Here is a 13492-nt window from a genome sequence, read left to right on the forward strand (position 1 = left end):
TCGGAATGTACAGGCAGCGCCGGCGGCGCCTGCAAAGGCGCGCACCTGGCGGTCATTTGAGTTCGATCTGCGCGCAAAGCCCACCGCTTTCGCGATTGCTCAGGGTCAGCTGGCCGCCCATGGCCTGGATCAGTTGGTGGGCGATGGCCAGGCCCAACCCGGTGCCGCCGGTACTGCGGTTGCGTGAGCCTTCCACCCGGTAGAACGGTTTGAGCACGTCGTCTAATTCACCACCGGGTATCCCCGGCCCGTTGTCGAGCACGCGGATAACGGTCTTGCCGCCTTCATGGCAAACCTCCAACTCAGCTTCACCGGCAAACTTGAGGGCGTTGTCCACCAGGTTCACCAACACCCGGCGCAGGGCATGCGGGCGGGTTTCCAGCAGGCTGCCGGTAGTGCCACGGCGCTCGACCCGTGCGCCGCTGTCCTGATAGTCGAAGACCAGGCTGTCGAGGAAGGCATCGAGGTTGACCCGGCACAGGGCCTCGGTGTTGGTATCCATGCTGCGCGCATAGGCCACGCCTTCGCGCACCAGGTGTTCCATTTCACCGAGGTCACTCCACAGCTTGTCTTTCTCTACCCCCTCGTCCATCACTTCGACGCGCAGCTTCATGCGCGTGATCGGCGTTTGCAGGTCGTGGGAAATGGCCGCTAGCAACTGCATGCGCTCCTTCAGGTGAGCGGCGATGCGCGCCTGCAGGGCGTTGAAGGCCACGGCAGCGTAGCGCACCTCGCGTGGGCCGTTTTCATCCAGTTGCACCCCGGGTTTGTCTGGGTCGAGGTTGTCAACCGCGTGGGCCAGGCGGGTAAGCGGGCCGATGGCCAGGCGCACTGCCAACCCAGTGCACAGCAACAGCACGGCCAGCTGGACCAGCAACACCACGGGCAGCCAGCGGGCCACCGGGAGTGGGGCTGGCGTCACATCGATGGTCAGCGGCGCGCCGTCGGCCAAGCTTAGGTGAGCCTGGAAATGCACATTAGGGCCGGGGAGTTCCTGAAAGGTCAGGCGGTAGTCGTTGCCGATCGCCTTGACGATCGATTCGGCAGCCATGGGTGGATTGCTGCTGGGCATTGCCTCGCCCGTCAGGCCTTGGTCCAGCCGGTAGCGGTAGGTACGCCGCTCCAGGCGCGGTAACCAGGCGGCGCGTTCGGCCGCAGGCAGGCGGTCGAGAATCGCCACAGACGTGGCTACGTCCTGTTCCAGGTTGCTGAGCATCATCGAGCGGCTGCTGATATAGCGCTCGTAGGCCTGCAGGCCAAACGACAAGCCGTAGGCCAGCACCAGGCCGGTGAAGAAGATCAATGCCAGGCGCGAGGCGAGGGTGCGTGGCCACTTCACGACGGCGACTCAAGCAGTTGCACTGGCAACGAGAACACATAGCCCTCGCTACGCACGGTTTTGATACAGCTGGGTTCGCGGGCGTCGTCACCCAAGCGCTGGCGCAGGCGGCTGACCAGCAGGTCGATGGAACGGTCGAAAATGTCGGCTTCGCGGCCCTGGGTCAGGTTGAGCAGCTGCTCACGGCTGAGGACCCGCTGCGGGTGGTCGAGAAACACCCGCAGCAGGCGGTATTCGGCACCGCTCAGTGCCACCAAGGTACCTTCGTTGTCGAGCAGGTGGCGCGCGGTGGTATCCAGGCGCCATTGGCCAAAGCCGAGCAGGCGGCTGCTTTCGCTGATGGTCAGGTTGGGCGGTAGCATGCGCGTGCGGCGCAGCACGGCGTTGATGCGGGCGAGCAATTCGCGGGCCGAGAACGGTTTAGTCAGGTAATCGTCGGCGCCCATTTCCAGGCCGATGATGCGGTCGGTTTCATCGTTGCGGGCCGTCAGCATCAGCACCGGGGTGTTGCGGTGCTTGCCCGCGCGAAGCTCGCGGCACAGCAGCAGGCCATCGTCGCCGGGCATCATGATGTCGAGGACGATCAGGTCGACACTGTTGGCTTCGAGAAAGGCGCGCATCTGCCGGCCGTCGGCGACGATGCTGGTGCGCAGGCCGTTCTTCTTCAGGTAGTTGCCGACCAGTTCGCGGATTTCGCGGTCGTCGTCGACGATCAGGATGTGATCGACGTGTTCCATACGCGGCGTTCCTGTGCAAGAGGGGATGGGCGCAGTGTACCGAGCGCGTTGGTGCTTGCCTGCTGGGTTTTGTATTGCAGTGTATCTGGCCCGGCGTTCACGGGTGGCTGGCTATCGACCTGCCAAGCCAGTCAGCCGGGAGCAGAGGCCTTGTTAGCTTTCGTCCGGTAAGACGATGCGCATGGGGCGAGTGCCGATCTTTGCCCCTGTCACCTCGTCCACGGCAACCGCTTTAATTTCCGTGCCTGTTTCCGCGTCGAAGAAGCGAGTCAGCTTTCCACCGCCCCGGTACTGCTGCCCCCATGCACCCATCATGAACAGCACGGGCAGAAAATCGCGACCCGCCGCGGTGAGCAGATACTCCTCTCGCGGCGGGTGCTCCGAGTAGCGCCGCTTCTCCAGTAACCCCTCCTCCGTCAGTGCCGCCAGCCGGCGGGTCAGCATGGTCGGGGCAATGCCCAGGCTTTTGCGGAATTGGTCAAAGCGCGAGAGGCCAGCGTGGGCATCCCGCAGGATCAATATGCTCCAGGCATCACCGGCGACAGCTAGGCTGCGGGCGATCGGGCAGGGGTTATCGCAACTATTTTTGGTGTTCATACTATTTTGATAGTGACTTGCTTTGGGAATGGTAGTAGTGTCCGTATCAAATTGATACTAACACTCCGAAGATGAGTCATCCACCCGGTAGGGAGGTTTCATCGAGGGGCGCCATATCCAAACCATCGCCATAAAGGAAACCTCCATGATCACCCCTTCGACCGTACTCATTACCGGTGCCTCCAGCGGCATTGGCGCCACCTACGCCGAGCGGTTCGCCCGTCGTGGCCACGATCTGGTCCTTGTTGCGCGCGACCAAGCGCGCCTGGATCAACTGGCCTTGCGCCTGCGCAAGGAGAACAATGTGGCCGTTGAGGTGTTGCCAGCCGACCTGACAAGCTCGGCAGACCTGTCCGTAGTTGAAAATCGACTGCGCGATGACGCAGGTATCGGCGTCTTGATCAACAACGCGGGGATGGCCCAATCGGGTGGTTTCCTGGACCAATCCGCCGAAGCCATCGAATGCCTTATCACGCTCAATACCACCGCACTGACGCGGCTCGCTGCTGCGGTCGCGCCGCGCCTCGCGCAGTCAGGCACGGGGGCGATCGTCAACGTGGGTTCGGTGGTGGGTTTTGCGCCCGAGTTGGGCATGTCCCTCTACGGAGCCAGCAAAGCCTTCGTGCTGTTTCTGTCACAGGGTTTGAGCCTAGAGCTGTCGCCCAAGGGGGTATACGTGCAAGCGGTGCTGCCAGCAGCGACCCGCACCGAGATTTGGCAGCGGGCCGGCATTGACGTCAACACACTCCCGGAGGTGATGGAGGTCGGTGAGCTGGTCGATGCTGCACTCGTCGGTTTCGACCGGCGCGAGTTGGTGACCATCCCGCCGCTGCATGTTGCTGAACGCTGGCATGCGCTGGAAAGTGCGCGTCAAGGGCTGATGTCCGACATTCGACAAACCCACGCTGCTGAACGCTATCAGCTACAACCTTGAGCACGTACTTGTTAACGCTTGATTCGATTGTATCCGTCTGTACCAGGTTGGCGCCCTTTGTGGGCGCCAATTTTGTTTCTATCTTACTGTTTTTAAACAATTTTATATGGATGTGTGGCGCTTCGTCGGCTCGTCTACAGATACAGCAGGAGGCACATCACAGGGGCGGGCGACACATACGCGATACCTGGCAGGCGTGAAATGGCTCTCGACCGGGGAGCATGGCTCCCCACCCCCAAGCGTTACCCAGGAGACATGCCATGAACTTCCAGACCTTCGCCAGCGCCAGCCTGTTTGCCGTGCTCAGCTTCGGCGCCCTTGCCGCCCAGGCGGCCCCTGCACCGATGGACGATGCCGGGGTAATGCAGTACCGCTACGGTGACCACCTGGATATAAAGAAAGTGCTGTCGGTACAGGATGACCAGAGCAATGCCTGCGGCCTGGTGAACACCCGCATGGATTACCTCGATTCCAAGGGCCAGCAACAGAGCGTGCAATACCGCACCTATGCCACCGGCGGTTGCCATGAGAATTGATCGCCGCCTGATGTTGACGGTGGGCGGCATTGCCCTGGCGCTGACCGGGCTGGGCCTGGCCGGGCACCTGATGGCCCGCGACAGCTACGGGGCCATGCCGTCGCTGTCGGGCGCCAGCCACTGGTTGAACTCAGCGCCGTTGGATGCCCCCGGGCTGAAAGGCAAGGTGGTGCTGGTGGACTTCTGGACCTGGGATTGCATCAACTGCCAGCGCAGCCTGCCCCATGTGAACGAGTGGGCGCGGCGCTATGCCGACCAAGGCTTGGTGGTGGTCGGTGTGCACACGCCGGAGTATGACTACGAGCATGACCTCGGCACGTTGCGCGACAAGGTGGCCAAGCTGGGGATCGGTTACCCGGTGGCGGTGGATAACGACTACACGGTGTGGAACGCCTGGGGCAACCAGTTCTGGCCGGCGCATTACTTCGTCGACCGCAAAGGGCAGGTGCGCCATGTGCACTTTGGCGAAGGGGATTATGCCGGGCAGGAGCAGGTGATAAAGGCTCTATTGGATGAGCAAGGGTGATGGTTTGTACTGGCCTTTTCGCGGGCATGCTTGCGCCTACAACGGTGGCGTTACCCCTGTAGCCGCCGGCTTACCCGCGAAGAAGCCAACACCGGCCTAGCCGGTGAAGCTGGCAAAATGCGCCTGCATCCGCGCCGCATCCGCCTGGCGCCCGCTGAACAGCTCGAACGCCTTCACCGCCTGGAACACCGCCATGTTGCTGCCATCCAGTGTGCGGCAGCCCAATGCCCGGGCGGCGCGCAGCAGTTCGGTCTCCAGCGGGAAGTAGATGATCTCCGCCACCCACAGGCGCGCATGCAGCAACGCCACCGGCAGCGGTGTGCCTGGCAGCTTGGCCATGCCCACTGGCGTGGTGTTGACCAGCCCGTCCGCTTCGGCCAGTGCCGTGGCCAGGTCAGTACCGAGCACGGCGCGGCCGGCACCGAAATGGGCATTCAGGTTGTCCACCAGGGCCTGCGCACGGGCCGCGTCCACTTCAAACAGTACCAGCCGTTCGACGCCTTCTCCCAGCAAGGCATGAGCCACTGCCGAGCCCGCGCCCCCGGCGCCCATTTGCACCACTTGCTGCCGGGCCACGTCGGGCAGGCCACGGCGCAGGCCTTCAGCAAAGCCCAGGCAGTCGGTGTTGTGGCCGACCCGCTTGCCGTCCTTGAGCACCACGGTGTTCACCGCACCGATGCCACGGGCTTCGTCCGACAGCTCATCGAGCAGGGGCAGGATCGCCTGCTTGAACGGGTAGGTGATATTGAGCCCGGTAAAGCCGGTGTGCTGCGCAGCGTCGAGCAGGCCGGGCAGGGCGCTGTCGTCCAGTTGCAACTGGTCGGCATCTATCAGCCGATACAGGTAGCGCAGGGCCTGGGCATCACCTTCGTGTTCGTGCAGGGCCGGGGTGCGCGACAGCTGGATGCCGCGGCCAATCAGGCCGGCGAGGATGGCTTGCTGGCTCATGCTGAGCGCTCCTGGAGCATGTCGGCGAAGTAGCTAAGGGCCATGCGGTAGCCATGGCTGCCCAGGCCGCAGATGACACCCACGGCGATGGAGGAAACGAACGACAAGTGGCGGAACGGCTCGCGCTTGTGCACGTTGGACAGGTGCACTTCGATCACCGGCAGCTCGCTGGCCACCAGGGCGTCGCGAATAGCCACCGAGGTGTGGGTCCAGGCACCGGGGTTGATCACGATCCCGGCGCAGCGGCCACGGCCGGCGTGGATCCAGTCGATCAGTTCGCCTTCGTGGTTGGTTTGACGGAATTCGATTTCCAGGCCATGCGCATGGGCAGTATCGGCACAACCCTGGGCCAGGTCGGCGAGGGTTTCGTAACCATATTGGGCAGGCTCGCGGGTGCCCAGCATGTTCAGGTTGGGGCCGTTGAGCACAAGAATAAGGGGCTTCATGACGGGCATCGCTTTGTTGTTGTTGGTTGCGTCTAGTTTTGTACCGACCGGTTAGTTTAGTCAATTGGGCGAAACCGTCGCCCCGGGAAAGTGGGCGATTATCGAACCTGATGTGGCCTGTTCCGGCCTCTTCGCGGGCAAGCCCGCTCCTACATTTAAAAGCAAGCGTTGTCTCTGGACTGCCCGCGAAGAGGCCGCTACAGACCGGCACAAGCTTGATTACAAAATTGTAATTTTCCCGCCACCGCCCCGATAAGCACCGCTTTCTACAGTCCCTCGCCAACACTCGCCGACGAGGACCTGTTTCGTGCCCATCCCCCGCAAGATCGCCTTGCTGTGCCTGTTGCTGGCCGGCGCCGCCAGCGCTCAGGCCAGCCAGAGCCTGAGCCTGCCCCAGGCGCTTGCCGCCGCCTTTGCCCAGAACCCCGAGCTGGCCGCCGCCGGGCGAGAAATCGGCATTGCCGACGGCGAGCGGCGCCAGGCCGGGCTGGTCCCCAACCCGGAGCTGTCCTGGGAGGCCGAGGACACCCGCCGCGACACCCGTACCACCACTGTTACCCTCAGCCAGCCGCTGGAACTGGGTGGCAAGCGCGGCGCACGCATCGCCGTGGCCGGCGCCGGCCAGGCCATTGCCCAGCTGGACCTGGAGCGCCAGCGCAATGGCCTGCGCGCCGATGTGGTACAGGCCTTCCACGCCGCCTTGCGCGCGCAGACCGCGCTGGAGCTGGCGCAGCAATCGCAGGCGTTGACTGAACGTGGGCTGCGGGTAGTGCAGGGGCGGGTGACTGCCGGCCAGTCATCGCCGGTGGAGGCTACGCGTGCCCAGGTGCAACTGGCCCAGGCCCAGGCCGAAGTGCGCCGCGCGCAAACCCAGCGCAGCATGGCCTACCAAGCCTTGGCACGGTTGACTGGCAGCCCGCAGGTAAGCTTCGACCAGTTGCAGGCAGCCAACCTGTCGCCTGGCAACGCGCCCAGCGCCGACGCGCTGCTCGGTCAGGTCGAGCAAACGGCTGAGTGGCGCCTGGCCGCCACCCAAGTCGAGCGCGGCGATGCGTCCCTCGGGTCGGAAAAGGCCCTGCGTATTCCCAACCTTACCGTCAGCCTTGGCAGCCAGTACAGCCGCGAAGACCGCGAGCGGGTCAACGTGGTGGGCTTATCGATGCCCTTGCCGTTGTTCGACCGCAACCAGGGCAACGTGTTGGCGGCCGCGCGCCGTGCCGACCAAGCACGTGACCTGCGTAACGCTGTGGAGCTGCGCCTGCGCAGTGAAACCCGTAGCGCCGTCAGCCAGTGGGATACCGCCATGCAGGAAGTGGATGCCTATGACCGCAGCATCCTGCCTTCCGCACAACAGGCCGTGGACACCGCCACCCGCGGTTTCGAAATGGGCAAGTTCGCCTTCCTCGATGTCCTCGACGCCCAGCGCACGTTGATCGAGGCCCGCGGGCTGTACCTCCAGGCTTTGGCCTCGGCGACCGACGCGCGGGCGCAGGTCGAGCGGATCTATGGCGACCTCGATGGCCTGAGCACACATTCGAACAGCAGGAGCAACAATGACTAACCCACGCAAGATAGCCCTTGTGGTCGCCGCCGTTGCCGCGCTTGGCTTCGCTGGCCTGGCCTGGACCGGCAACCTCGGCCAGGCGTCAAAGGCGCAAGCCCGCCACGACGAGCATGGCGAAGACAGCCACGGCCATGGCGAGGAACAGGCCGAAGAAGGTCATGCCGAAGAAGGCCACGGCGATGAAGGCCACGCCGAAGAAGAGGGTTCGCTGCAGCTGTCCATCGCCCAGATTGAAGCCGCCGGTGTGCAACTGGCCGCCGCTGGCCCGCGCGAGCTGGGCACCGCCATCAGCTTTCCCGGTGAAATTCGCTTTGACGAAGACCGCACCGCCCACGTCGTGCCACGCGTGCCCGGCGTGGTCGAGGCGGTGCAAGCCGAGCTGGGCCAAGCGGTCAAGCGCGGCCAGGTGCTGGCGGTGATCGCCAGCCAGCAGATTTCTGACCTGCGCAGCGAGCAGCAGGCTGCCCAGCGCCGCCTGGAACTGGCGCGCCTGACCTTCCAGCGCGAACAGCAGCTGTGGCAGGAACGCATCAGCGCCGAGCAGGACTACTTGCAGGCCCGCCAGGCACTGCAGGAGGCCGAGATCGCCTTGGCCAACGCCCGGCAGAAAGTAGCCGCCGTGGGCCCGGCGGGTGCCGGCAACCGCTATGAACTGCGCGCCCCCTTCGATGCGGTGGTGGTGGAAAAGCACCTGACCGTGGGCGAGGTGGTCGACGAAACCAGCAATGCCTTCACCCTGTCCGACCTCAGCCGGGTGTGGGCCACTTTCGCGGTGGCCCCGCGTGACCTGGACAAGGTAGTAACCGGCCGCCAGGTCACCGTCAGCGCGCCGGACTTGGGCGCCCAGGTCGAGGGCAAGGTCAACTACGTGGGTAGCCTGCTTGGCGAGCAGAACCGCGCCGCCACTGTCCGCGCCACCCTGGCCAACCCCAACGGCGCCTGGCGCCCTGGGCTGTTCGTCAATGTTGCGGTCAGCGTTGAGCGCTTCAATGCCGCCGTGGTGGTGCCGCAAAGCGCCCTGCAAACCTGGGAGGCGCAGACCGTGGTGTTTGCCCGCACCGAACAAGGCTTCGAGGCCCGTCCGGTGAAGACCGGCCGCCGCGATGCCGGCCAGGTAGAAATCACCACCGGCCTGGCCGCCGGAACCCAGGTAGCCGCCGCCGGCAGCTTTGTCCTCAAGTCCGAGCTGGGCAAGGGCTCGGCCGAGCACAGCCATTGATCACGGGGACACCTGCATGTTCGAACGCCTGATTCAATTCGCCATCGAGCAGCGCCTGGTGGTGATGCTGGCCGTAGCCCTGATGGCCGCGGTGGGTATCCACAGCTACCAGAAACTGCCGATCGACGCTGTACCGGACATCACTAACGTCCAGGTGCAAATCAACACCGCCGCGCCCGGTTATTCGCCCCTCGAGACCGAGCAGCGCATCACCTACGCCATCGAGACCGCCATGGCCGGCTTGCCCGGGCTCAAGCAGACCCGCTCGCTGTCGCGCTCGGGCCTGTCGCAGGTCACGGTCATTTTTGACGACAGCACCGACCTGTTCTTTGCCCGGCAACTGGTCAACGAGCGCCTGCAAGTGGCACGGGAGCAATTGCCCGAAGGGATCGAAGCGGGTATGGGGCCCATCTCCACAGGGTTGGGGGAAATATTCTTGTGGACGGTGGAAGCCGAGCAGGGCGCGCTGAAAGATGACGGGACGCCGTACACCGCGACCGACCTGCGGGTGATCCAGGACTGGATCATCAAGCCGCAGTTGCGCAATGTGCCGGGGGTGGCCGAGGTCAACAGCATCGGCGGCCATGCCAAGCAATACCTGATTGCGCCAGAGCCCAAGCGCCTGGCAGCCTACAAGCTCACCCTCAACGACCTGATCGCGGCCTTGGAGCGCAACAACGCCAACGTTGGCGCTGGCTACATCGAGCGTAACGGCGAGCAGTTGCTGATCCGCGCGCCGGGCCAGGTGGCGTCGGCCGAGGACATCGCCAACATCGTGATCTCCAGCGTCGATGGCTCGCCAATTCGGGTCAGCCATGTGGCCCAGGTGGGCCTGGGCCAAGAGCTGCGCTCGGGCGCGGCCACCGAAAATGGCCGGGAAGTGGTGCTGGGCACGGTGTTCATGCTGATTGGCGAGAACAGCCGCACGGTGTCCCAGGCGGTGGCCGCCAAGCTGGTCGAGATCAACCGCAACCTGCCCAAGGGCGTGGTCGCGGTGACGGTGTACGACCGCACCAACCTGGTGGAAAAAGCCATTGCCACGGTCAAGAAAAACCTGGTCGAAGGGGCGATCCTGGTAATTGCCGTGTTGTTCCTGTTCCTAGGCAACATCCGCGCCGCGCTGATCACGGCCATGGTCATCCCGTTGTCGATGCTGTTCACTTTCACCGGCATGTTCAGCAACAAGGTCAGCGCTAACCTGATGAGCCTTGGCGCGTTGGACTTCGGCATCATCGTCGATGGCGCGGTGGTGATTGTGGAAAACGCTATCCGCCGCCTGGCCCATGCCCAGCAGCGCCATGGCCGCATGCTGACCCGCGCCGAGCGCTTCCACGAAGTGTTCGCTGCCGCCCGCGAGGCGCGCCGGCCACTGATTTTCGGCCAGTTGATCATCATGGTGGTGTACCTGCCGATTTTTGCCCTGACCGGGGTCGAGGGCAAGATGTTCCACCCCATGGCCTTTACCGTGGTCATCGCCTTGCTCGGTGCCATGATCCTCTCGGTTACCTTCGTGCCGGCGGCCATTGCCTTGTTCGTCACTGGCAAGGTCAAGGAAGAAGAAGGCCTGGTGATGCGCACCGCGCGCCAACGCTATGCCCCGGTGCTGGCCTGGGTGCTAGGCCGGCAAAAACTGGCGTTCACTGCCGCCGCCACGCTGGTGCTGCTGTCCGGGGTGATGGCCAGCCGCATGGGCAGCGAGTTCATTCCCAGCCTCAGCGAGGGGGACTTCGCCCTGCAGGCCTTGCGCGTGCCGGGCACCAGCCTGTCGCAGTCGGTGGACATGCAGCAGCGCCTGGAGCAGGCGATCATCGCCCAGGTGCCGGAAGTGCAGCGGGTGTTTGCCCGCACCGGCACCGCCGAGATTGCCTCCGACCCGATGCCGCCAAACATCTCCGACGCTTATGTGATGTTGCGCCCGCGTGAACAATGGGTAGACCCGGGCAAGCCGCGTGACGCGTTGATCGCTGAAGTTCAGCGCGCCGCAGCCAGCGTGCCGGGCAGCAACTACGAGCTGTCGCAGCCGATCCAGCTGCGCTTCAACGAGTTGATTTCCGGGGTGCGCAGCGATGTGGCGGTGAAACTGTTCGGTGATGACATGGACGTGCTCAACCGCACGGCCGCACAAATCGCCAGCAGCCTGCAGGGCGTAGCGGGTGCGTCCGAAGTGAAGGTTGAACAGACCACCGGCCTACCGGTGCTGACCATCGATATCGACCGCGACAAAGCGGCCCGCCACGGCCTGAACGTGGGCGATGTGCAGGATGCCATCGCCATTGCCGTGGGTGGTCGCACGGCCGGTACCCTGTATGAAGGTGACCGCCGCTTCGACATGGTGGTGCGCCTTTCCGAGAACCTGCGTACCGATATTGACGGGTTGGGCAACTTGCTGATTCCGGTACCGGCCAGCGCTGCCGCGGGGGCCGGGCAAATCGGCTTTATCCCGTTGTCGCAGGTGGCCACGCTTAGCTTGCAGCTGGGGCCAAACCAGGTCAGCCGCGAGGACGGCAAGCGGGTGGTGGTGGTCAGCGCCAATGTGCGTGGGCGTGACTTGGGCTCGTTCGTCGAAGAAGCCGAACAAACCCTGATCGAGCAAGTGCAGATACCACCGGGTTACTGGACCCGCTGGGGTGGCCAGTTCGAGCAGCTGCAGTCGGCGGCCGAGCGCCTGCAGGTGGTGGTGCCAGTGGCCTTGCTGCTGGTCATGGCGTTGTTGCTGATGATGTTCAACAACCTCAGGGATGGCCTGCTGGTGTTCACCGGCATTCCCTTTGCCCTCACCGGCGGGGTGCTGGCACTGTGGCTGCGGGACATTCCGTTGTCCATTTCCGCGGGCGTGGGGTTCATTGCCTTGTCGGGGGTGGCGGTGCTCAATGGGCTGGTGATGATTGCCTTTATCCGTAGCCTGCGGGAACAAGGGCGTACGCTGCGCGCGGCGGTCGAGGAGGGCGCACTGACGCGCTTGCGGCCGGTGCTGATGACGGCGCTGGTAGCGTCGCTGGGGTTCATTCCGATGGCCTTGGCCACGGGGACCGGGGCGGAGGTGCAGCGCCCGCTGGCGACGGTGGTGATTGGCGGGATTCTGTCTTCTACCGCGCTGACCTTGCTGGTGCTACCGGCGTTGTATCAGTGGGCGTATCGGCGCGAAGAGGGGCAGGAGGGTTGAGATCCTTGGGGCCGCCAAGCGGCCCCAATTTCTCACATAGAGCTCCGAGCCCCGCCCCTTACAGCGTCGCCTCTCACCTCATCATGCAGCGAAATTCGCGAAGTCTCCGGCAACGCCAACCCGCCCAGCAACGCCACCAGTGCAATTACCACCAGGTAGAACGCCGGTGCCAGGCTGCTGCCGGTCTGCCCAATCAGCCAGGTCGCCACCAGCGGCGCCGTGCCGCCAAACAGGGTGTAGGCCACGTTGTAGGTAATCGCCGAGGCGGTATAACGGGTGCGAGTTGGGAAGCTTTCTGACAACAACGCCGCCGTGACCACGCCACTGCACAACGCCCCCACCGCCAGCAGCATCACCCCCAGCAGCGCACCGGGCATCGAGCCGGAGCTGGCCAGCCAGTACGCCGGGAACACGCACAGCATCACCCACAGGCAGGTAAAGCCAATGGTCTTGCGCCGCCCGACGCGGTCCGAAAACGCCCCGGCCAGTGGGCAGCCGACAGCGGCGAACAGCAAGGCCACGGTGGTCACCAGCAGCGATTGCGCGCGGGTCAGGTTGCCGACCAACTGCAGGTAAGTGGCGAAGTAGGTGGTGAACATATAGAACGACAACGCGGTCAGCGAAATGAACGCCCCCAGGTTGCGGATCGCCCGGCCATGGTTACGCAGGGTTTCCTTGAGCGGCGAATGTTCATGTTCCTTGCCCTGGGCAACAGCTTCGCGGAACGCCGGGGTTTCTTCCATGCGCCAGCGCAGGTACAGGCCAACCAGCCCCAGTGGCGCGGCGATCAGAAACGGAATGCGCCAGCCCCAGGTATTCATCGCTTCGGCCGACAGGCTGGCCTCCAGGCCATAGGCGATTACCGCCGCGCAGGCAAAGGCAGAAAACGTCGATACCGGCACGAAGCTGCCATAGAAAGCTCGCTTGTCGTTCGGTGCGTGCTCCATCAGGTAGGCGCAGGCCCCGGCGTACTCGCCGCCGGCGGAAAAGCCTTGTAGGCAGCGCGCCAGGGTCAGCAGCGCGGGGGCTGCCAGGCCGATGCTGGCGTAGGTCGGCAGCAGGCCGATCAGGGTAGTCGAGCCGGCCATCAACAAGATGGTCAACGACAGGATGCGCTTGCGCCCCAGGCGGTCGCCCAACGCGCCAAACACGATCCCGCCCAGCGGGCGCAGGGCGAAGGCCACGGCAAACACCGCAAAGGTTTTGAGCAAGGCCACGCTGGCGTCTTCGCTGGCAAAGAACTGGCTGGCGATCAGGGTGGCGAGAAAACCGTAAACGGCGAAGTCGAACCATTCGACGAAATTGCCGATGGCCGAGGCGGCGATCACCTTGCGCAGGGTGGCGGGGGATACCTCATGAGGTACGGACATGCGGGAGCTCTCCGGTTCCATTGGCAGCCATGATGAACGGGGCGCGGTCGAGCCGCGCCATCCTTGTTGTGCTTACCAGTAGATAACCGAGCGCTGAAAGGTGCTTTGTCGAG

The 13492-nt window shown here is 64.2% G+C and carries 12 protein-coding genes; 6 read left to right on the forward strand and 6 right to left on the reverse strand.

What is annotated here, in order from left to right:
* Positions 1–52 precede the first annotated feature (52 nt).
* From DV532_RS09700 to DV532_RS09710, 3 genes are all read right to left on the reverse strand, one after another.
* Positions 53–1339 (reverse strand): HAMP domain-containing sensor histidine kinase, encoded by a 1287-nt coding sequence (locus tag DV532_RS09700; protein ID WP_056800495.1) that lies wholly within the window; start codon positions 1337–1339, stop codon positions 53–55.
* Complete coding sequence (locus DV532_RS09705; RefSeq protein ID WP_056800498.1) at positions 1336–2076, reverse strand: response regulator; 741 nt, start codon at positions 2074–2076, stop codon at positions 1336–1338. Before DV532_RS09705 ends, DV532_RS09700 begins: the two co-directional genes overlap by 4 nt.
* Before the next feature lie 153 nt (positions 2077–2229).
* On the reverse strand, positions 2230–2673 hold the full coding sequence (locus tag DV532_RS09710; protein WP_056800501.1) for a helix-turn-helix domain-containing protein: 444 nt from the start codon (positions 2671–2673) through the stop codon (positions 2230–2232).
* Positions 2674–2818: 145 nt separating this feature from the next.
* Between DV532_RS09710 and DV532_RS09715 the strand changes: the two genes are divergently transcribed.
* From DV532_RS09715 to DV532_RS09725, 3 genes are all read left to right on the forward strand, one after another.
* Positions 2819–3607, forward strand: coding sequence for an SDR family oxidoreductase (locus DV532_RS09715; protein ID WP_056800504.1), 789 nt, complete (start codon positions 2819–2821; stop codon positions 3605–3607).
* Between the two features lie 260 nt (positions 3608–3867).
* Positions 3868–4143, forward strand: coding sequence for a DUF2790 domain-containing protein (locus DV532_RS09720; RefSeq protein ID WP_056800506.1), 276 nt, complete (start codon positions 3868–3870; stop codon positions 4141–4143).
* Positions 4144–4153: 10 nt separating this feature from the next.
* A complete protein-coding gene (locus DV532_RS09725) occupies positions 4154–4669 on the forward strand; it encodes a thioredoxin family protein (RefSeq protein ID WP_056800509.1) in 516 nt (171 codons plus the stop codon).
* A gap of 96 nt (positions 4670–4765) precedes the next feature.
* On the opposite strand, the gene DV532_RS09730 is transcribed toward DV532_RS09725, so the two are convergent.
* Together DV532_RS09730 and aroQ are read right to left on the reverse strand one after the other, a co-directional pair.
* Positions 4766–5617, reverse strand: a complete 852-nt coding sequence (locus tag DV532_RS09730) for a shikimate dehydrogenase (RefSeq protein WP_056800511.1) — start codon at positions 5615–5617, stop codon at positions 4766–4768.
* On the reverse strand, positions 5614–6063 hold the full coding sequence (gene aroQ, locus DV532_RS09735; protein WP_056800514.1) for a type II 3-dehydroquinate dehydratase: 450 nt from the start codon (positions 6061–6063) through the stop codon (positions 5614–5616). The genes DV532_RS09730 and aroQ overlap by 4 nt, the downstream gene beginning before the upstream one ends.
* Before the next feature lie 307 nt (positions 6064–6370).
* Between aroQ and DV532_RS09740 the strand changes: the two genes are divergently transcribed.
* From DV532_RS09740 to DV532_RS09750, 3 genes are read left to right on the forward strand one after another with little or no spacing between them, the layout of a single operon-like run.
* Positions 6371–7624 (forward strand): TolC family protein, encoded by a 1254-nt coding sequence (locus tag DV532_RS09740; protein ID WP_056800516.1) that lies wholly within the window; start codon positions 6371–6373, stop codon positions 7622–7624.
* Complete coding sequence (locus DV532_RS09745; protein WP_056800520.1) at positions 7617–8846, forward strand: efflux RND transporter periplasmic adaptor subunit; 1230 nt, start codon at positions 7617–7619, stop codon at positions 8844–8846. Before DV532_RS09740 ends, DV532_RS09745 begins: the two co-directional genes overlap by 8 nt.
* Before the next feature lie 16 nt (positions 8847–8862).
* Positions 8863–12009: an efflux RND transporter permease subunit gene (locus DV532_RS09750; protein ID WP_056800523.1), complete on the forward strand. Its 3147-nt coding sequence runs from the start codon at positions 8863–8865 to the stop codon at positions 12007–12009.
* A 32-nt stretch (positions 12010–12041) separates the two neighbouring features.
* Here DV532_RS09750 and DV532_RS09755 read toward each other — a convergent pair whose 3' ends face one another.
* Positions 12042–13379 (reverse strand): MFS transporter, encoded by a 1338-nt coding sequence (locus DV532_RS09755; protein ID WP_056800526.1) that lies wholly within the window; start codon positions 13377–13379, stop codon positions 12042–12044.
* Between the last annotated feature and the right edge of the window lie 113 nt (positions 13380–13492).

Source organism: Pseudomonas sp. Leaf58, assembly GCF_003627215.1.
In the GTDB taxonomy this organism is placed as follows: Bacteria; Pseudomonadota; Gammaproteobacteria; order Pseudomonadales; family Pseudomonadaceae; genus Aquipseudomonas.